The sequence below is a fragment of the Guyparkeria sp. SB14A genome, assembly GCF_005096345.1.
GTDB classification, from domain to species: Bacteria; Pseudomonadota; Gammaproteobacteria; order Halothiobacillales; family Halothiobacillaceae; genus Guyparkeria; species Guyparkeria hydrothermalis.
Genome location: NZ_SWAW01000009.1, coordinates 45,171 through 63,279 on the forward strand (window position 1 = coordinate 45,171; position 18,109 = coordinate 63,279).

General features: G+C 67.4%; 16 protein-coding genes. 10 read left to right on the plus strand and 6 right to left on the minus strand.

From position 1 onward, the window contains the following. Positions 1 to 55: 55 nt before the first annotated feature. From FAZ79_RS05480 to FAZ79_RS05490, 3 genes are read right to left on the minus strand one after another with little or no spacing between them, the layout of a single operon-like run. The gene (locus FAZ79_RS05480) at positions 56 to 1,027 is read right to left on the minus strand and encodes an MlaD family protein (RefSeq protein ID WP_136866970.1); all 972 of its coding nucleotides are present in this window, start codon (positions 1,025 to 1,027) and stop codon (positions 56 to 58) included. 9 nt (positions 1,028 to 1,036) lie between these two features. Next, the gene (locus FAZ79_RS05485; RefSeq protein ID WP_136866971.1) at positions 1,037 to 1,867 is read right to left on the minus strand and encodes an ATP-binding cassette domain-containing protein; all 831 of its coding nucleotides are present in this window, start codon (positions 1,865 to 1,867) and stop codon (positions 1,037 to 1,039) included. A 7-nt stretch (positions 1,868 to 1,874) separates the two neighbouring features. Further along, positions 1,875 to 3,029, minus strand: a complete 1,155-nt coding sequence (locus FAZ79_RS05490; RefSeq protein WP_211238800.1) for an ABC transporter permease — start codon at positions 3,027 to 3,029, stop codon at positions 1,875 to 1,877. A 500-nt stretch (positions 3,030 to 3,529) separates the two neighbouring features. On the opposite strand from FAZ79_RS05490, the gene rluB reads away from it, so the two are divergent. The 6 genes from rluB to FAZ79_RS05520 are packed head-to-tail and all read left to right on the plus strand — an operon-like array spanning position 3,530 to position 8,583. Continuing rightward, entirely contained in the window at positions 3,530 to 4,507 is a 978-nt protein-coding gene (rluB, locus tag FAZ79_RS05495) for a 23S rRNA pseudouridine(2605) synthase RluB (protein ID WP_136866972.1), read from the plus strand. A gap of 53 nt (positions 4,508 to 4,560) precedes the next feature. Further along, positions 4,561 to 5,124 carry a YqgE/AlgH family protein gene (locus tag FAZ79_RS05500; RefSeq protein WP_136866973.1) on the plus strand — a complete coding sequence of 188 codons (564 nt, stop codon included), beginning with the start codon at positions 4,561 to 4,563 and terminating at the stop codon, positions 5,122 to 5,124. Continuing rightward, the gene (gene ruvX, locus FAZ79_RS05505) at positions 5,124 to 5,636 is read left to right on the plus strand and encodes a Holliday junction resolvase RuvX (RefSeq protein WP_136866974.1); all 513 of its coding nucleotides are present in this window, start codon (positions 5,124 to 5,126) and stop codon (positions 5,634 to 5,636) included. Before FAZ79_RS05500 ends, ruvX begins: the two co-directional genes overlap by 1 nt. 39 nt (positions 5,637 to 5,675) lie before the next feature. Then, entirely contained in the window at positions 5,676 to 6,197 is a 522-nt protein-coding gene (gene pyrR / locus FAZ79_RS05510) for a bifunctional pyr operon transcriptional regulator/uracil phosphoribosyltransferase PyrR (protein WP_136866975.1), read from the plus strand. A 5-nt stretch (positions 6,198 to 6,202) separates the two neighbouring features. Beyond that, positions 6,203 to 7,216 (plus strand): aspartate carbamoyltransferase catalytic subunit, encoded by a 1,014-nt coding sequence (locus FAZ79_RS05515; RefSeq protein WP_136866976.1) that lies wholly within the window; start codon positions 6,203 to 6,205, stop codon positions 7,214 to 7,216. After that, positions 7,213 to 8,583 (plus strand): dihydroorotase, encoded by a 1,371-nt coding sequence (locus FAZ79_RS05520; RefSeq protein ID WP_136866977.1) that lies wholly within the window; start codon positions 7,213 to 7,215, stop codon positions 8,581 to 8,583. The genes FAZ79_RS05515 and FAZ79_RS05520 overlap by 4 nt, the downstream gene beginning before the upstream one ends. 48 nt (positions 8,584 to 8,631) lie before the next feature. Here the strand turns inward: FAZ79_RS05520 and FAZ79_RS05525 are convergent, their stop codons facing one another. The 3 genes from FAZ79_RS05525 to FAZ79_RS05535 all read right to left on the minus strand — a co-directional run bounded on the left by FAZ79_RS05525 (position 8,632) and on the right by FAZ79_RS05535 (position 12,921). Beyond that, positions 8,632 to 10,776, minus strand: coding sequence for a methyl-accepting chemotaxis protein (locus FAZ79_RS05525; RefSeq protein ID WP_136866978.1), 2,145 nt, complete (start codon positions 10,774 to 10,776; stop codon positions 8,632 to 8,634). A 305-nt stretch (positions 10,777 to 11,081) separates the two neighbouring features. After that, positions 11,082 to 11,819, minus strand: coding sequence for a ThiF family adenylyltransferase (locus FAZ79_RS05530; protein ID WP_247709501.1), 738 nt, complete (start codon positions 11,817 to 11,819; stop codon positions 11,082 to 11,084). Positions 11,820 to 12,117: 298 nt separating this feature from the next. Continuing rightward, positions 12,118 to 12,921 (minus strand): TatD family hydrolase, encoded by an 804-nt coding sequence (locus FAZ79_RS05535; RefSeq protein WP_169303604.1) that lies wholly within the window; start codon positions 12,919 to 12,921, stop codon positions 12,118 to 12,120. 203 nt (positions 12,922 to 13,124) lie between these two features. On the opposite strand from FAZ79_RS05535, the gene FAZ79_RS05540 reads away from it, so the two are divergent. The 4 genes from FAZ79_RS05540 (at position 13,125) to FAZ79_RS05555 (ending at position 18,018) form a co-directional block, all read left to right on the plus strand. Then, positions 13,125 to 13,967 carry a MotA/TolQ/ExbB proton channel family protein gene (locus FAZ79_RS05540; RefSeq protein ID WP_136866980.1) on the plus strand — a complete coding sequence of 281 codons (843 nt, stop codon included), beginning with the start codon at positions 13,125 to 13,127 and terminating at the stop codon, positions 13,965 to 13,967. A gap of 5 nt (positions 13,968 to 13,972) precedes the next feature. Next, the gene (locus tag FAZ79_RS05545; protein WP_136866981.1) at positions 13,973 to 14,917 is read left to right on the plus strand and encodes an OmpA family protein; all 945 of its coding nucleotides are present in this window, start codon (positions 13,973 to 13,975) and stop codon (positions 14,915 to 14,917) included. Then, positions 14,914 to 15,375: an HIT family protein gene (locus tag FAZ79_RS05550; RefSeq protein WP_136866982.1), complete on the plus strand. Its 462-nt coding sequence runs from the start codon at positions 14,914 to 14,916 to the stop codon at positions 15,373 to 15,375. Before FAZ79_RS05545 ends, FAZ79_RS05550 begins: the two co-directional genes overlap by 4 nt. 66 nt (positions 15,376 to 15,441) lie before the next feature. Then, complete coding sequence (locus tag FAZ79_RS05555) at positions 15,442 to 18,018, plus strand: GGDEF domain-containing phosphodiesterase (RefSeq protein ID WP_136866983.1); 2,577 nt, start codon at positions 15,442 to 15,444, stop codon at positions 18,016 to 18,018. Positions 18,019 to 18,109: the final 91 nt, after the last annotated feature.

Consider the following 18,109-nt stretch of genomic DNA (forward strand, 5'->3'; position numbering starts at 1 on the left):
GTTTTCAATCGGATACCGCATCTTTCTACCACTCGGGTTTCACGTTTACCCGCGATTAAGGGTTCGCCTCACCCGGTCCCGGCGCGCGTCGGTCACCACCGAACAGCGCCCGGGACGGGTCGTCGTCAAGCGTCGTGGTGAACTCGCTCAGGCGACGGGAGAGGTCGCGCAAATCGCGGATCAGCAGGCTCATGTCGGGTAGCGTCTGGCGCGAGATCTCGTCGGCCGCCCGTTCGCCCGCCTGGCTGAAGCCGACGGTGGCCTCGGCTGCCGTGGCCACGCGGTCGGCGGTCTGCTCGAAGGTATCCATGGTCCCCGACACCCGACCGATGGCCTGATCGAGCGAGTCCATGGTGCCCTCGGCCCGGGCAAGCAACCGCTCGCCGCTCTCGGTCAGTTCGGCCGTGTTCTCGGCGGTACGTGAGGCGTTCTGCATCAGCGCACGCAGGGTCTCGCGTTCCTCGGCCAGCGTGCCGGTGATCTGGTCGAGGTTGGTCACCGTCCGTTCGATCGCCGCGAGGTTTTCCTCCCGCAGCAGGCGGTCGATGCGCTCGCTCACGGCCACCAGCCGCACCATGGTGTCGTTGAGCCCGCCCTCGAGCTTGGAGAACAGCGAGGGTTCGTAGGGAATCACCGGGCAGCAGGCATCCGGGGCGGCCGGGAGGTCCTGCTCGGCTGAACCGCCCTTCAGGTTGAGCACACTCAGGCCCGTGACGCCCTGCGGTTGCAGCTGGGCGCTGGTGTCCGCGCGAATCGGCACCGTCTGATCGATCAGCAGGCGAATGCGGATATTGTCCGGGTTGTTGCGGTCGATGCGAATCTCGTCGACGTAGCCGACGTCCACGCCGTGGTAGTAGACCCGGCTGTCGCTGTTCAGCCCGGAGACGCTGTCGGTCGCGTAGACGAGGTAGGGGCTGTACTGACGCGAGGACCCGCCGCTGTAAAGCCACCAGGCGGTAAGCAGCGAGGCGCCGAGCAGCAGCACGACGAACAACCCCACGATGCTGTAATTGACCTTCGATTCCATGACGTCGCCCTAGGTCCTCCCCGAGGTATGAGCGCTCCGACCGAGCTCGAGTTTCGCATACTCCGCCGACCGACTGCCGCGGAAATAGGCAACCAGTTCCGGCTCGTCCCGTTGCGCCAGCTCAACGGCCGGGGCGAAGGCCAGCACCCGCTTGCGGGCCAGGAACGCCACCGCGTCCGACCCCCGCCAGATCGAGTCGAGATCGTGCGTGGCCTGGATCACCGTCAGGCCCAGCGAATCGGTCAGCTCGCGCACCAGGGCGTCGAACCCGGCCGCGGCAATCGGATCGAGCCCGGAGGTCGGCTCGTCCAGTATCAACAGGCGGGGATCGAGGGCCAAGGCCCGCGCCAGCGCCGCGCGCTTGACCATGCCGCCGGAGAGCTCGGCCGGATACTTGCTGGCGCTGTCCGCGGGCAGCCCGGCGAGCCGGACCTTGCTCATCGCCAGTTCCTCCAGCCAGTGCCCGCGCACCGCGGTGTGCTCGCGCAGCGGCAACATCACGTTTTCCAGCACCGTCAGGGCGGTGAACAGCGCGCCGCCCTGAAACAGCAGGCCGATGCGACGTCTCAAGCGACGTTGTGCGTCTTCCCCGGCCGCCAACGCATCCTCGCCAAACAGTTCCAGCCGACCGGCATCGGGGCGACGCAGCATCGACAGGGTGCGGAGCAGGACTGTCTTGCCGGTCCCCGAACCACCCACCAGGGCGATGATGCGCCCGGCCGGCAACTCGAGTTCCAGCCCCTCGTGCACGCACTCGTGACCGAAGCAGTTGCGGATGCCGGACAGGCGAGCGACCGGCGATACGGTCGCCTCGCTCGTGATGTGGTCGAGATCCCCCATCATCGCCTCAGTACCCCATCAGGTTGAACAGCACGGAGAACCCGGCATCCAGCACGATCACCAGGAAGGTGGCCTGCACCACGCTGACGGTCGTGGCGCGACCCACGGCCAGGGCGCTGCCCGCGACCCGCATGCCCTGCATGCAGCCGATCAGGGCGATCGCGACGGCAAACACCGGCGTCTTGACCAGCCCCAGCATCAGGGTGGTCAGATCGACCACCTCGGGCAGTCGGTCGAAGTAGACCGAGAAACTCACTTCGAAGCGGTAGGCCGCAATCACCGCGCCGCCCAGCAGCCCCAGCAGGTTGGCGAACACCGTCAGCAGGGGCAGCACCACGATCAGGGCGACGATCTTGGGCAGGATCAGCATGTCGAACGGCGAGATGCCGATCGATCGCAGCGCGTCGATCTCCTCGGTGATCCGCATGGTGCCCAGCTGGGCGGTATAGGACGAGCCGGTCCGCCCCGCGACGATGATGGCGGTCAGAAGCGGCCCCATCTCGCGCAGCGTGATGATGGCGACCAGGTTGACGATCAGGATGTTGGCACCGAAATCGGCCAGGGTCGCGCCGGCCTGGTAGGCCATCACCATCCCCACCAGGAACGAGAGCAGACCGACGATGCCCAGCGCCCTGAGGCCGGCCGCCTCGATCTCGGCGACCACCTCGCGCCAACGGATGCGCCAGGGAAACGCCAGCAACCGGCCGCCTCGCACCACCAGCTCGCCGACGAAGGCGAGGAAGGCGTTGCCCTCGGTGAACTTGGCCACGGTGGCCCGACCGATCCTTGCCAGGATGCCCTCGCGCGGCGGCCGAGGCGTTTGTGGCGGCGGCAGGCGGGCCTTCACCAGCTCGACCAGGTTGCGCTGCCCGGCGGGCAGGGCCGTCAGATCCACGCGCGCCCCACCCTGTTCCAGATCGTCGATCAACCGCGCCAGCGCGAGCGCCCCGGCACTGTCCAGGGCCTCGATCGCGCCGTCCACCCGGATCGTCCCGTCGCCCTTGCCGCCTACCCCGGCGTCCCCGCCCAGCGACGGGCGGTGGGCGGTATCGATCGAATCGAGCGTCCAGTGCCCCGACAGCCGCAGGCATCGTTCCCCCTCGACGCCTGATTCCAGGGCGATGCGCGGCGGGGACATCCGGGACGATTGGTTAACTGGCATGGACCGGGGGATCTCGACGGCGTAAACGGAGGGAGTCGGCAGCAAATGGGCGAATCAACGCGAACGCTAGGGAAACTCTGCACGAATGCCATGCCACTCTGGCTTGGCGAGTCGTTCGTGATCAAGGCGCGATGTCTTGACGTGCCGGTGGCCACGCCAAGACATCGCAACGCGGCGCACGGGCGACTCGCCAAGGCGCGCTTCAGCAGTATGGCATTCGTGCAGAGTTGCCCTAGAGCGTAGGCGCAAACCGTCCCGCTCGTCCATCGGCGGCCACGATCCGCCATGACGCATGGCCGCCTGCGCGCTGGCGTCGGTGGGATACGACGAACCTGTTAGAATACCCGGCCTTTTAAGGCCCGGGTTATGGCCCTAGCCATTGCCCGGGCCGAACGCACCCTGTGCGTACGGATCCGGCCACCTTGCACCTTGGCCACCCCTTCCCCAACACTGGACCCCATCTGGGCCAGCGTGGCCGACCGCGACTCGAGGAGATACCCATGGAAAAACAACGCTTGCAGAAGGTCCTGGCGGCCATGGGGCTGGGCTCGCGTCGCAAGATCGAGAACTGGATCGCCGAGGGCGAGGTGCGGGTCAACGGCCACGTCGCCACGCTGGGCGACCAGGCGGGCCCCGGCGACATCATCGAGATGGGCGACAAGCGCATCCAGGTGCCCGACGTGCGCCCGGTACGCCGCGTGTTGATTTACCACAAGCCCGAAGGCCAGATCACCGCCAACCACGATCCCGAGGGCCGCCCCACGGTTGCCGAAAACCTGCCGCCGATCCGCGAGGGTCGCTGGATCACCGTGGGCCGGCTCGACTTCAACACCAGCGGGCTGCTGCTGGTCACCAACGACGGCGAGCTCGCCAACCGCCTGATGCACCCGAGCTACGGCATCGAACGCACCTACGCCGTGCGCGTGTTCGGCGGGTTGAACGACGAGCAGCAGAAACAGCTGCTCGAGGGCGTCGAACTCGAGGACGGGCCGGCGAGCTTCAAGCGGCTGGTCGACGCCGGCGGCCAGGGGCAGAACCACTGGTACCACGTCACCCTGCACGAAGGACGCAACCGCGAGGTCCGCCGCATGATCGAGGCGGTCAATGGCGCGGTCTCGCGGCTGATCCGCATCAGCTACGCCGGGGTCGCCCTGCCGCCGCGCCTGCGCCCCGGCAAGGTCCAGGAACTCGAACCCGGGATCGAGGCGGCCCTGGCCGAACTGGTGGGCCTCAAGCCCGAGACCCGGCACAAGACGCTCGGGCGCCACGACGCCCGCCGTGCCCACAAGCCGTTCAAGGCCGGCCGCTCGGTACGCGATGGCAAGCGGAACGCCAAACCCGGCCGAGGCGGCCAAGCTCGTGGCAAGGGCAGCGGCCCGGTTGCCCATTCGCTCAAGCGCGAGACCACCATCAAGCCGGCCAGTTCGCGCCGCAAGGGCGGCGGCACCACCAATCGCCGCCGCGGCACCAGCCGCTGACACGCACCCATCGGCTTGAAGCCCGGCCGCCGGGCACCAATACTGGGGAGACCATGCAAGAACACCATTCGCTGACCAACCAGCTCCTGATCGCCATGCCGAACCTGGAGGACCCCAACTTCAGCCACAGCGTGACGTACATCTGTGAAGACAACGACGAGGGCGTGATGGGCATCACCATCAATCGCCCGCTGGAGCTCGACCTCGGCGACATCCTCGATCACATGAACATCACCTGCACCGACCCCGACGTGCGCGGCCGGCAGGTATTCATGGGCGGACCGATCGCCCTAGAGCGTGGCTTTGTCCTGCACGCCCCGCACGGCGGCTGGGAATCGACCCTCGAGGTCACCGACCGCATCGGCCTGACCACCTCCAAGGACATCCTGCAGGCGCTGGCCGACGGCGCCGGTCCCAAGCAGGCCATCGTCGCGCTGGGTTACTCCGGCTGGAGCCGCGAGCAGATGGACCGCGAGATCGCCGAGAACAGCTGGCTCAATGTCGAGGCCACCGAGGAAATCCTGTTCGACCAGCCGGTCGAGGAGCGCTGGACCACCGCGGCAAGCCAGCTGGGCATCGACATCAACCTGCTCTCCGGCGAGGCCGGTCACGCCTGATGACCGACCAGCCGATCGCCGATGCCCCCCTGCAGGTGCTGGGATTCGATTACGGCGAATGGCGAATCGGCATCGCGATCGGTGACCGACGCATCGGCAATGGCCGACCGCTGACCACCCTGCACAACCGCAACGCCGACCAGATCGACTGGAGCGCTATCGAGGCGCTGGTCGACGAATGGCAACCGGATGCGCTCGCCCTGGGCTGGCCCATCGACGACGCCGGGCGCTGCTACCCGCAAGCCGCGGCCATCCGCCGCTTCGGCAACCGCCTGCGTGAACGCAGCCAACGGCCGGTGTTCGTGGTCGACGAGCGCCTGAGCTCCGAGCAAGCCACCGAACGGCTGGGTCGGCGCGCCATCGCCCGCGACGAGGGGCGCATCGACGCCATGGCCGCGGCGGTCATCCTGGACACGTTCTTCGCGCAAGCCGCCCCCCGTCCCATCGAGGCGGTCACCAAGGCCGAGGTCACGCAGAACCTGGTCGAGACCCCGAGCGCCGCGCGGCGTTGATACAATCCGCAGCAACCCACTTCACCGGACCCCACTTCGATGACACAGACCGATCGCCTGCTGCCCGTCAACGAGGCCATCGAGCGGCTCGAGCGCCAGATCCGGGCCGAACGCCGCGACGGCGCGCTGGTCGACCCGCTGATCGTCGGCATTCACACCGGCGGGGTCTGGGTGGCCGATGCCCTGCATCGCGCGCTGGACTGCCAGGAGCCACTAGGTCGGTTGAACATCACCTTCTATCGTGATGATTTCAATACACTTGGCCTGCACCCGCAGGTCAGCCCCTCGGATCTGGCGGTGGACGTCGACGGCCGCGATATCATCCTGGTCGACGACGTGCTGTTCACCGGCCGCACGGTGCGGGCGGCGATGAACGAGCTGTTCGACTACGGCCGCCCACGCCGGATCGCCCTGGCGGTGCTATACCAGCGCGACGGCCGCGAACTGCCGATCTGCGCGGACTGGGCCGGCCAGGAACTGAACCTCGGTCCCGACGAGCAGATCCACGTCGACGGGCCGGACCCGATGACCGCCCGCCTCGTATCGAGCAAGGAGAGCTGAGCGCCATGGCCGTGAAATTCGTCCGCCCCAAGATCCCGAAATTCGCGCCCGACCCATGGGCGATCCAGTTCGACGAGAAGGGCCACCTGCGCCACCTGCTCACCATCGAGGGCCTGGGGCCGCAGTGGATTACGCGCATTCTCGACACCGCCGAGGGCTTCGTCTCGGTCACCGACCGGGAGATCAAGAAGGTGCCGCTGCTGCGCGGGCGGACCGTGGTCAACCTGTTCTTCGAGTCCTCGACGCGGACCCGCACCACCTTCGAGCTCGCCGCCAAGCGCCTGTCGGCCGACGTGCTCAACCTCAATCTGGCCACCTCGGCGACCAAGAAAGGCGAAAGCCTGCTCGACACCTTGCGCAATATCGAGGCGATGCAGGCCGACATGTTCGTCGTCCGCCACGAGCAGTCCGGCGCGGCCCATTTCATCGCCCGCCACGTCGCCCCGCATGTCTCGGTGCTCAACGCCGGCGACGGCTGGCACTCGCACCCGACGCAGGCGCTGCTGGATGCCTTCACCATCCGCCGCCACAAGGGGGATTTCACCCCCCTGCGGGTGGCGATCGTCGGCGACATCCGCCATTCGCGGGTGGCACGTTCGCAGATGCATGTGCTCAACTCGCTCAACGTCGGCGAGCTGCGCGTGATCGCCCCGCGCACCTTGATCCCCACCGACGTCGAGAAACTCGGCGTACGCGTGTTCCACGACATGCGCGAAGGCCTCCGGGACGTCGACGTGATCATCATGCTCCGCCTGCAGCGCGAACGCATGGAGGCCGGCCTTTTGCCCAGCGAGGAGGAGTTCTACCGCCTCTACGGCCTGACCGAGGAGAAGCTCGCCTGGGCCAAGCCCGACGCGATGGTCATGCACCCGGGCCCCGCCAACCGAGGCGTGGAAATCGAATCGTCGGTGGCCGACGGGCCGCAGTCCGTGATTCTCGAGCAGGTATCCAACGGCATCGGCGTGCGGATGGCGGTAATGAGCCTGTGCATGAGCGCCAATCGGGGAGAGAACGCATGAAGGACGCACCCGAGAACCTGGGGCTGGACTACGACCCGGTGCGCCACCCGGAGGGCTGTCGCGAGGGCATCGACTGCGATCGCTGGGTCATCCGCGGCGCCCGGCTGCGTGATCCGTCGAATGGGCTGGATACCACCAGCGATATCTATCTCGGTGGCGGGCGCATTGTCGGGATCGGCGAGGCACCCGGCGACTGGCCGACCGATACCGCCGAGCATGTCTGCGCCGAGGGCCACTGGCTGATCCCCGGCGTGATCGACGGCTGGGCGCGCCTGCGCGAGCCCGGTTGCGAGCACAAGGCCACCATCGCCACCGAGAGCGCCGCCGCGGTCGCCGGCGGGATCACCACCGTGGTCATGCCCCCTGATACCTCGCCCGTACTCGATACCGTCGCGGTCGCGCGCTACATCAAGCGTCGCGCCCAGTTGGCCGGACGCGCCCGCGTGGTGGCCATCGGCGCGATGACCCAGCAACTGGGCGGCGAGCTGCTTGCCGAGATGGCAGCACTCGACGCCGGCGGCTGTGTCGCGATCTCGAATGCGCACTACCCCTTCCAGGATCTGCGCCTGATGCGCCGCGCGCTGGAATACGCCGCCACCTTCGACCTGCAGGTGCTGCTCCAGCCGCTCGACCCGTCGCTCTCCGCGCGCGGCTGCGCCCACGACGGCGCCGTGGCGACCCGGCTGGGCTTGCCCGGCCTGCCGGTCTCGGCCGAGACCGCCCCACTCGCCCAGCTGATCGCGATGATCAGCGAGACCGGCGCTCGGGTGCACGTGCCCATGCTCTCCTCGGCGGCGGCTCTCAAGCTGGTCGAGCGCGCCAAGGCTGACGGGTTGCCGATCACCGCCGGCGTCTCGGCCCACCACCTGTGGCTGACCGAGATGGACACCGACGCGCTCGACCCCAACGCCCACGTCATCCCGCCGCTGCGCACCATTCGCGACCGCGACGCCTTGCGCCGCGGGCTGGCCGAGGGACTGATCGACACGGTGGTCTCCGACCACCAGCCGCACGAACCCGATGCCAAGCTCGCGCCCTTCCCGGAGACCGAGCCGGGCATCTCGGGCCTCGAGACCCTGCTGCCGCTGGTGCTCAAATTGGTGGAGGAAGACGTCATCGGCTTCGACCGAGCCATCGACGCCCTGACCACCCGCCCGGCCGCCCTGTTCGGTCTCAACGATGCCGGCTCGATCGCCGTGGGTCAGCGCGCCGATCTCGCCCTGATCGACCCCGACGCGATGTGGAGCCTCGGCTCGACCGGCATGGCCAGTGCCGGCGAGAACACGCCCTTTGCCGGCTGGGACTTCGCTCACCGCGTCGAGGGCACCTGGGTCAACGGTCGGCGGGTGTTCCTGCGCGAGGGATGACCCCTGCCCGGCCGCGGCCGCTATGCCGTGGCCCGACCTTGGGCCCTCTCAGCGCGAGGTGACCTGGAACTGGCCCACCAGCTGGTGAAGCTTGTTGGCCGTGTGGCCGACCAGCTCCGAGCTGTTCTTGAGCCCGTCGATCTCCTGGTTCATCTCCGTGGTCACGTCGGCAACGCTGCGTACGGTGTTGCCGTGCTGCTGGCCGCTCTCGTCGATCTCCTTGATGATGCCGAACATCTCCTGAACGATGTCGTGCAGGCCACTGTTGTCAGACGAGGCATCCTCGGCCAGCTTGAGGCTGTTGTCGACGTCCTTCACGCCGTTTTCCATGAAGCCGACCGCCTGCTGGGTTTCGCGCTGGATGCCCTCGATCATCGTGCGGATGTCGTGAGTGGCCGTTGCCGTGCGACCGGCGAGGCTGCGTACCTCCTCCGCGACCACCGAGAAGCCACGACCGTGCTCGCCTGCCCGGGCGGCCTCGATCGCCGCGTTCAGCGCCAGCAGGTTGGTCTGATCGGCGATCTCGGTGATCACCTGGACGATCTTGCCGATCTCGGTGGTGCGATTGTCGAGCGAGTGCACGGTCTTCGCCGACGTGTCGACCACGTCGCGGATCGCCTGGGTACCGGCACGCACCGACTCAAATCGCCCCTTGGCCTCGGCGACCACCCGATCCATGGTGGCCTTCATCTGCTCGGCGGTGCTGGCGGCACGCTGAATTTCCTCTAATTGCGCTTCCACCAACGAAAGCATGTCCCAAGCCGACTCCGAGACGGTCGAGGACGTCCGCTGCACCATCGCATTACGTTCAAGCATCTCGCTGTTTGTCTGTCGCACCTCATCCGCCGCCTCGATAACCTGACCCACGATGCCGTCGAGATTGTCGATAAAGCTGTTGATCCAGCGCCCCATGTCGCCAGTCTCGTCGGCCGCCATCCGCTGGGTGTCCAGCCGCTGGCGCAGGTTCCCCTCACCCTCGGCGATGGTGCGAATCACGTCAGTCATCTGATTAAGTCTTCCGGACAGGCGCGCCGGACCCAGCCGGTAGAACATGATTGAGCCGAACAAGAGCATCGCGAGGCTCACGCCGTCCACCGCCCAGGCAGATAGGTCGGTCAGGTGCTGAACGGCAATGGTGGGTGCGACCACCAGCAACACGGTACCCAGATAGAGTCGCATCAGGCGGTTGCTGACCGACCGGCGGCGATAGACCTCCTCCAGATCGCCCTCGCACATCATCCCCCAGCGATCCGGCGAGCCGGGCAACTGGAACGTCACCCCCTTGCCGATCACCGGGAAGTGCCGGTAGTCCGAATAGCCGGGGTAGGTGATGAACAGGTTCTCGCCCTTGCGCATGGTCTCGCGCACACCCGGGTGTAGCTGGCCGGTGGCCGGGTCGGTAAAGCGCAGCTCCAGCTCGGTGTGGTTCTGCACCTGCACGGTGCCGAACTTGGTGTGGATGCCGCTCTTGAGGTTCTCGCCGTGGGCGAAGGTGTCGTCCTCGAAGCGCGAGCGCGACAGCGCGGTACCGGGCTGGATGCTCGGGTCGAACCTTGACTCGACCATGAACAGGTAGTTGTCGCCCGATTCCGGGTAGATGTGCCCCGCCTCGCGCTGGATCAGGTCACCGAGCACGTCATTCGGTACCCGACCGCAGACGCAGCCCAGCACCTCGCCGTCGCGCTCGATCGGCTGGTAGAACATCAGGGTCACCGCATCGTGAAAGCGCGAGCTCGACGGGCCCAGTTCCAGCGTGCGCCGGTCGCTGTACGGTCCATGCAGGAAGGGCGCCTTCAGGCCCTCCTGGACGGCGCGCCTGTCCAGGGCATGAGCACCATCCAGGTAGCTGTGGCTGGATGCGACGACCTGCCCATCGCAATCGACCACGAACAACTCGGAGAAATCCGGCGCGATCCGACGCTTCTCCTGTAACAGGTCGGACGCGACCTCCGGGAATGCGGTGGCGGTCGTTTCCGCCAGCCCGGCCATGTGATCCCACTGGTTCCGCGCCCAGAGCTGCAGCAACTTCTTTCGCGTCGCCGCGATGCCTTCGAATGTCTGTTCCACCACCGGGTACATCTTGCGGTTGCGAAAGCATGCTCGCCCCATCGCCAACTTGCCGGTGGCACCGAACCACGGCAGCCAGCGGCGTTCGGCCGGGGAGAGATTCATCGAAAGGCTTTTCAGTTGCATGCACTTGCTCTGCTCTATTGGATTTGCGCCCCCTTTGAGCAAAAAATGGGCCAGACGAATATGGCGTCATGGCGACATTTGAGCGCGCAAACGCACTGGTCGTGTGCATTAGAGAATCAGTAGCTGCTTATTTGCACTGGATTGGTGCGCGAGGTGCGTTTGCACGGCCGGTCGCTCGGCCGCGGGTCGCCACCCGACATCCGTGCCGCTGGACGCATACCCGGTGACCGAAGTGCACGACAACGACTGACTCCGGGATCGAAGGGGGCGCCCGAACGGAGACGAATGCGTCGATTAGTAGGGCACTAGCGCTTGTCCTGGAGGATGCGGCGGATGATCTCGCCGGCGACGACGTGACCAAACAGGTTGGGCAGGTAGCTGATCGTTCCATTGACCGCGCGCGGTTGGCTGCCGTCGTCGGTCGGCTGGTGCGGGGCCGGTTTGCGCGGGGTTTCGGTGGAGTAGACCACCGGGAAGTCGACCGGCGCTCCCGCCTTCCTGAGCTTACGCCGCAGCACCGCGCCCAGTCCGCAGCCGTGCACCCGATCAAGGCGCCCGACCTGTATCTGGCGCGGGTCGATGCGATTGCCCGCCCCCAACGCGGTGAACGTGCCGCGTCCCTGCGCCCGGGCGACGGCCAGCAGGCGCGCCTTGACCGCGATCGAGTCGATACAGTCGGCGACGACATCCGGCTGATGCTCCCCGAGAAACGCCTCCACGCCCGAGACGTCGAGGAAGTCGGCACTGGGCACGAGCTCGATGTCGTCTCGAATCGAGGCCAGCCGCTCGACGGCCACCTCGGCCTTGCCGCGCCCCAACACCTCGCGGGTGGAGAACAGTTGGCGATTGAGGTTCGAGGCGGCGAACGTGTCATGGTCGAGCAGGATCAACCGCCCCACCCCGGCGCGGGCCAACGACTCGGCAGCCGCTCCACCGACGCCGCCCAGCCCGGCGACCAGCACGGTGGCCGCGCGCAAACGGGCGATGCCCTCCTCTCCAATCAGCAGTTCGGTACGTTCGTCGACGGGGTTGATGGCAGTCACGGCAGGCAATCCACGTGGATGAGAATGATTAAGGAAACTCTGCACGATTCGATGACGTCTCTGCGGGACCTCCAAGGGCCCAGGTGCAAGGCGCAGTCCGCCGTGAAGGGCCGTCGCCCTTTACAAGGGCTGCAACGCCGCAGATGGGCCCTTGGAGGCCCGCCCGGATGGGGCTCGCGGGTTTGCCCGCACTCGGCGTTGCCGTCCCTCGACGGGCAATGAGCCCGTCTTCGGGCCGGCGCCTTGATTGCGAACAAACCCGCGAGCCAGAGATGCCATCGAATCGTGCAGAGTTTCCTTAGGAGGCGGCATTGTAGCGAAGCCGGCCCTTGAAGAGCTGCCGGACGTTTCGGTCGATGCGTTCGCGCAGTTCGCTCTCGTTGCAACCGCGCAGGGTGGCCAGCGCGGCGAGGTTCTCGGGCAGGTAGGCGGGCAGGTTGCGTTGGCGGCGGTGCGCGTGACCGGGCTGGTTGGGCGCATCGGTCTCGAGCACCAGCGACTCGAGCGGCAGCTCTTTGACCATTCGGTGCATGCGGTGCGCGCCGGGGTGCGTGATCGCCCCGCCCACCCCGATGAAAAAGCCCTGGTCGACGAACTGCTCGGCCTGCTGGCGCGAGCCGGTAAAGCCGTGGACCACGCCGCCGGCATGACGACGCCGGCGCAGCCAGTACAGCAAGCGGTCGGCGGACTTGCGCTCGTGCAGGATCACGGGCAAATCGTGGTCGGCGGCCCAGTCGAGCTGGGCGGTGAACAGGGCGTTCTGCACCTCGGCGTCCAGACCGGCACGCTCGAAGTCGAGCCCGATCTCACCCACCGCGATCGGCGCATCGGCCGCCTCCCATTGCCGTTCCAGGCCGGCCACGGCCGCATAGACGCCCACCCGATCACTCCACCACGGGTGCGTACCGAATGCCCCCCAGGCCGACAGGCCGGCCGCCCGGGCCGTGGCCATCGCCCGGCACTGGGCCGGGAAGTCCGCCGGCGAGACACCCACCGCTACGACCCCCGTTACGCCGTGGGTCCGGGCCTGCCCCAGCACCTCGGGCAGGTCCGCGGCGAAGGCGGCCGCCTCGAGGTGGCAATGGGTATCGATCAGCTCCACGACGGACCTCCTGCTTTCAACCGGGGCGAGATTGCCGCGACCACCGCCATCGGGCTCAAGAATGCGGCGCGACGGTCGATTCTAGAGGGTAGTGCCGAATCACGTCGGGGCGGGCGCGCCGCATCCCGGCAAACGGGTCGGCAATGCTATCGTTTACCCAGACCAACGTGCCACTGCACGGCCAAACTCGAGGACCGCGACACTTGAATCCCAGCACGCTACTCGGCATGTTCTTCGGCCTGGCCATCGTGGTCGCCGCGATCGGCCTCTCCGCCGAGGACCCGTCCAACTTCCTCAACCTGCCGGGCCTGTTGCTGGTGGTCGGCGGCACCGTGGCCGCGACCCTGGTGAGTTATCCGCTGCACGAGGTGCTGCGCGTGTTCCGCGTGTTCGGCATCGTGCTCAAGAACGAACGCCTGTACGCCGAGCGCGACATCAACGAGCTGGTCGAGGTGGCCAAGCTCAAGTTCCAGGGCCAGATCAGCCGGGCGGACGAGAAGCTCAACCGCATCAAGAACCCGTTCCTGCGCTCGGGGATGCAAATGGTGCTCGACGGGGCCTCCTCGGAAGACCTGATCACCCTGATGCAGTGGCGCATCTCACGCATGCGGGCCCGCGAGCGGGCCGAGGCGCAGATCTTTCGCACCATGGCGACCTTCGCCCCGGCCTTCGGCATGCTCGGCACCCTACTCGGGCTGATCAACATGCTCAGCGCCATGGATGCCGACCAATTCGGTGCCATCGGCACCAACATGGCACTCGCCCTGATCACCACGCTCTACGGCATCCTCTTGTCGAACATGCTGTTCAAGCCGATCGCGCTCAAGCTCGAACGGCGTACCGAGCAGCGCGTGATGCTGATGAACATGATGGTCGAGGGCGTGCTCTTGATGCAGGAAGACCGCTCACCGGCCTTCATCCGCGAGACCTTGGGCTCGTTCCTCGCCCAGAGCGAGGACGAACTGCGTGACGGCGAGCCCCCCTCCAAGCGGGCCAGCGGCCGCCGCGAGAGCCCGCGCCGGCGACCGAGGCAGGCCAGCGAGTGAACGGCGTGACCAGCGACCCCAGCGCCCACGAGATCGAGCTCCAGGAGGCACGGGTCGCCGCCGCGGCTCGCGACGGCGGACGCCCGTGGAGCGAGGGCTGGGAGCCGGACGTCCGCCAGGTCGAGGACGACCAGAACTACTGGTTGCTGACCATGGTCGACCTGATGACCCTGCTGCTGACCCTGTTCGTGCTACTGGCCGCCTATGCCTATCAGCACAAGGCGCAGAACCCGGTCGAGCCGGGCAGTGGCGCCCAGACCGACCAGCCGGCGAACACCGATCGCCCGGCGGCGAGCGATGCCACCGGCGAGACCGATCCACCCGAGGTAGTCATCGGCGGGAACAAGCCGAACCCGGATGCCCGTACCGCCAGCGGTGATGCCCTGATCGGCGAGCGGCACGAACGCCTGTTCGCCGAGCCGGGCGATGCCGAATCCCACCAGGAAGAGCCCGAGGGTCCGGCCGGCGATGGTGACCAAACGCCGGCCGAGGAACGGGCGGAGGCCCAGGCGAGTGCGTTGGCCGGTCGATTCGCGGACATGGGCGACGATGTCGAGGTCTCGACCATCGCCGATCGCGTGCAACTGCGCGTCAAGGACAATATCCTCTTCCCCACCGGCGAGGCGGGGCTCTCCGGTCCCGGACGCGCCCTGCTCGCCCGGTTGGCCGATCGGCTCGACGGCAGCGACTATCGCATCACGGTCGAGGGGCACACCGACAACCGCCCCATCCAGACCTGGCGCTACCCGTCCAACTGGGAGCTGTCGGCGGCGCGGGCCGCGGCGGTGGTCCGCCAGCTGATCGACGCCGGTATCCGCCCGGGACGACTGCACGCCGTGGGCCTGGCGGACACCCAACCCATCGCCGGCAACGACACGGCCACCGGCCGCGCGGAAAACCGCCGCGTCGACCTGGTACTGGAACTGCCCGCTACGGAGGACCGCCGATGAACGCTCCCCGCCCGGACCACGATGACTGGACGCTGCACCCGCGGCTCAAGGCCGACAGTTTCCCGATCATCCAGCATGGACGCCTGCAGTTTCGCCTGATCAACGACCGACGTTTCGTCTGGGTCCTGATCGTCCCGATGCACCCCGGCGCCGAGCAGCTGCACCAACTTTCCGCCGACTGGCGCGAGGAGACACTGACGGGCCTGCAGGCCCTGAGCGAGACGCTCGAGCACCTGTATGACCCCGACCGGCTCAACGTCGGCGCCATCGGCAATCTCGTCGACCAGCTCCACGTGCATTGCGTGGTCCGCCGCGCCGACGACCCGGCGTGGCCAGGCGTGGTGTGGGGCGCCGGCACGCCCGAGCCGATGGAACCGATCGAGCTGCTGGCCCGGGTCCAGCCGATCGCTGCTGGACTCGGCGATGCCCTTGCGCGACACTCTGAGCGCCCCACGTAGTGCGGGCCGGCCCGCCCCGGGCCGGATCAACGGAATGCGACCGAACAAGGAATCAGGACGACCCGAATGCGACTGCTCCCCCTGCCGCTGCAATTTCTGATCTTCATCCTCGCCCAGCTGGCTCTCAGCGCGGGCCTGGTGTTCTATCTGGGCAACCTCGCCCAGTCGAACGTCGAGACCTTCGCCGAGGCCAGCCGCGGTTTCGTGGAGACACACAAGTCGATCGAACAGATCCGCAACGAGTACGCGGGCATCGCGGCCAAGGTCGAGCGCGAGGTCACCGGGTTCGCGCCAGGGGCGCGCCGTGACGTCTCGGGGCTTAAGACCGAGCTCACCCAGATCGCCTCCGCGGTGCGCGGCAGTGTCGCGCTGGCCCCGCTGCGCGAGAACCACCCCGGGGCGATCAATCAGCTCGCCGACTCGATCGAGGCGCAGTCACGCAGCCTGGTCGAGGCCAACCAGAACGTCGCCTCGGCCTCCGCCGACGAGATCGCGCGCATCCAGACACGCCTGGCCGAGCAACGCGCGGCGATCATGACCGACGGCTTCGGGGGCCTGATCGACGCGGCCAACGAGGAGCTCGAGGACACCATGCAGGCCATCCGCGGGGCCAACGCGGCGGTCACCGAGAACTACCAGCTGGTCCTGATCGTCTTCGTCGCCCTGCAGGCCCTGCTCCTGATGCTGGTGCTCTGGCTGACCAACCGCCAGATCCGCCGGCTCGCCGACATCACCGAGCGGATCGTCGCCGGCCAGCAGGCATCCGCCGGCTCGCAACAGAAGCGTCGTGACCAGCTTGGGCGCATCGCCCGCGCGGTGCAGCAGTTCCGCAGCTCGCTGGTGAGCCTGTCCAACTCCCGCGAGCAGCTCCAGGCGATGCTCAAGAAGCACGACAAGGAGGCCATGAGCCGCCGGCGCGCCGAGGATTCGCTCGCGTTGACCGCCTCGGTGTTCGACGAGGTGCAGGAAGCGGTGCTGGTCACCGACATCCAGGGCATCGTCACCCGTGCCAACCCGGCCGCCGAGTCGTTGCTGGCGATGAGCACCACCAAGCTCGCCGAGCGGCCCCTGCTCGAGATCCTGCTCGACCAGCCCAGCCGCGTGATCGCGCCGATCTGGAAGCACGTGCTGGACAAGGGCGAGTGGCGCAGCGAGATCGAGTTCACCCGACCGGAAGACGGCAAGACCCTGATTGCGCTGGTCTCGATCCGGCTGGTGGGCGAGGCGCGCGAGAAGCGCGGCCACGTGATCGTGGTGATCAACGATCACACCGAAATCCGCGCCCGCGAGAACGAGGTGCTGGCGCTGGCCCGCCAGGACCGCGTCACCGATCGGCTCAACCGTGGCTATTTCGTCCAGCAGGTCGATACGCAGATCCAAACGCACCCGGACCAGCCTTTCGCCCTGGTCTCCCTGGGCCTGGACGGTTTCACGGCATTCAACGAGGCCCTGGGTCGGCGCTTCGGTGACCGCATCCTCCGGGTCATGGGCGACCGCCTTGCCGAGATCACCGAGCCGCGCTCCCTGCTCGCCCGCATCGACGGCGACGAATTCGCCTTCCTGGTGTTCGCCGACAAGGGCGAGGACCTCGAAGCCCGCGTCGACGAGGTCATGCGCCAGGCCCATGCCCACCTGACCCAGCGGGTCGAGCTCGCCGGCTACCGCCTCGACATCCGTGCCAGCGTCTCCTCGGCCCAGTTCCCGGCCGAGGGGCAAACCGCCGAGGAGCTGCTGCGCATCACCGACAACGGCCTCTCCCAGGCCAAGGCCGAGGGTGGCAACCGCATCATCGGTCACGCCGAGGGCCATACCCACGCCGCCCAGCGGCGCTTCGAGCTCACCCAGGCACTGGGCAAGGCGCTGGGCAACCGCGAGATGCGCGTGCACTACCAGCCGCAGGTCTCGCTCGCGAGCGGCACCCTGGTGGGCTTCGAGGCGTTGATGCGCTGGCGCTACCGCGGCGACTGGATCTCCCCGGGCGAATTCATCCCGCTGGCCGAGGAGCACAACCTGATCGGCGAGTTCACCGAGTGGGCCCTCAACAACGCCTGCCGCCGCGTGGCGGACTGGCAGCGCCAGGCCGGCCAGGAACTGACCATCTCGATCAACGTCCCGCCGCAGCTGCTGCTGCTCGACAAGGTCGACGAACGGTTGATCGAGCTCGCCAAATCGGCCGGCTTGCCGACCTCCTCGATCGTGCTCGAGATCACCGAGAGCGATTTCGGCTCTGACCCGACCCTGCTCGCCGAGCGCCTGCATCAGCTGGCGATGCACGGGTTTGCCATCGCGATCGACGACTTCGGTACCGGCCACTCCTCGCTTGCCTACCTCAACAACCTGCCGATCTCGAAGCTCAAGATCGACAAGCAGTTCGTCGACGAGATCGAGCGCAGCGAGGATGCCCGCAAGCTGCTGGAGTCGATCCTTGCGATGGCCGAGAAACTCGAGTTCGAGGTGGTCATCGAGGGGGTCGAAACCCCGCAGCAGCTCGTCGAGCTACGCAAGTTCGGCAGTCGCCTGCAGATCCAGGGCTTCGTCTTCTCGCGCCCCTTCGACGAGGACTACTGGGACGGCGAATTCATGCACGGGAATATCCCGAGCTACCCGGTCCCCGACATCCAGCCAACGCGCCAGGCCGACTGACGGTGTACGTCCCGAGAACGAAAGGCCCGCTGCCGCAACACGCGACAGCGGGCCTTTTTGATCGATGGCGCGATCGACCCGACCGCGTGAC

Bases quoted from the DNA above. Each gene is read 5' to 3' on its own strand.
- rluB (WP_136866972.1), top strand. From the start codon at position 3,530: ATGGAAAAACAACGCTTGCAGAAGGTCCTGGCGGCCATGGGGCTGGGC.
- FAZ79_RS05515 (WP_136866976.1), top strand. From the start codon at position 6,203: ATGGCCGTGAAATTCGTCCGCCCCAAGATCCCGAAATTCGCGCCCGAC.
- FAZ79_RS05555 (WP_136866983.1), top strand. From the start codon at position 15,442: ATGCGACTGCTCCCCCTGCCGCTGCAATTTCTGATCTTCATCCTCGCC.
- FAZ79_RS05550 (WP_136866982.1), top strand. From the start codon at position 14,914: ATGAACGCTCCCCGCCCGGACCACGATGACTGGACGCTGCACCCGCGG.
- FAZ79_RS05520 (WP_136866977.1), top strand. From the start codon at position 7,213: ATGAAGGACGCACCCGAGAACCTGGGGCTGGACTACGACCCGGTGCGC.
- FAZ79_RS05480 (WP_136866970.1), bottom strand. From the start codon at position 1,027: ATGGAATCGAAGGTCAATTACAGCATCGTGGGGTTGTTCGTCGTGCTG.
- FAZ79_RS05525 (WP_136866978.1), bottom strand. From the start codon at position 10,776: ATGCAACTGAAAAGCCTTTCGATGAATCTCTCCCCGGCCGAACGCCGC.
- FAZ79_RS05500 (WP_136866973.1), top strand. From the start codon at position 4,561: ATGCAAGAACACCATTCGCTGACCAACCAGCTCCTGATCGCCATGCCG.
- FAZ79_RS05485 (WP_136866971.1), bottom strand. From the start codon at position 1,867: ATGGGGGATCTCGACCACATCACGAGCGAGGCGACCGTATCGCCGGTC.
- FAZ79_RS05490 (WP_211238800.1), bottom strand. From the start codon at position 3,029: ATGCCAGTTAACCAATCGTCCCGGATGTCCCCGCCGCGCATCGCCCTG.
- ruvX (WP_136866974.1), top strand. From the start codon at position 5,124: ATGACCGACCAGCCGATCGCCGATGCCCCCCTGCAGGTGCTGGGATTC.
- pyrR (WP_136866975.1), top strand. From the start codon at position 5,676: ATGACACAGACCGATCGCCTGCTGCCCGTCAACGAGGCCATCGAGCGG.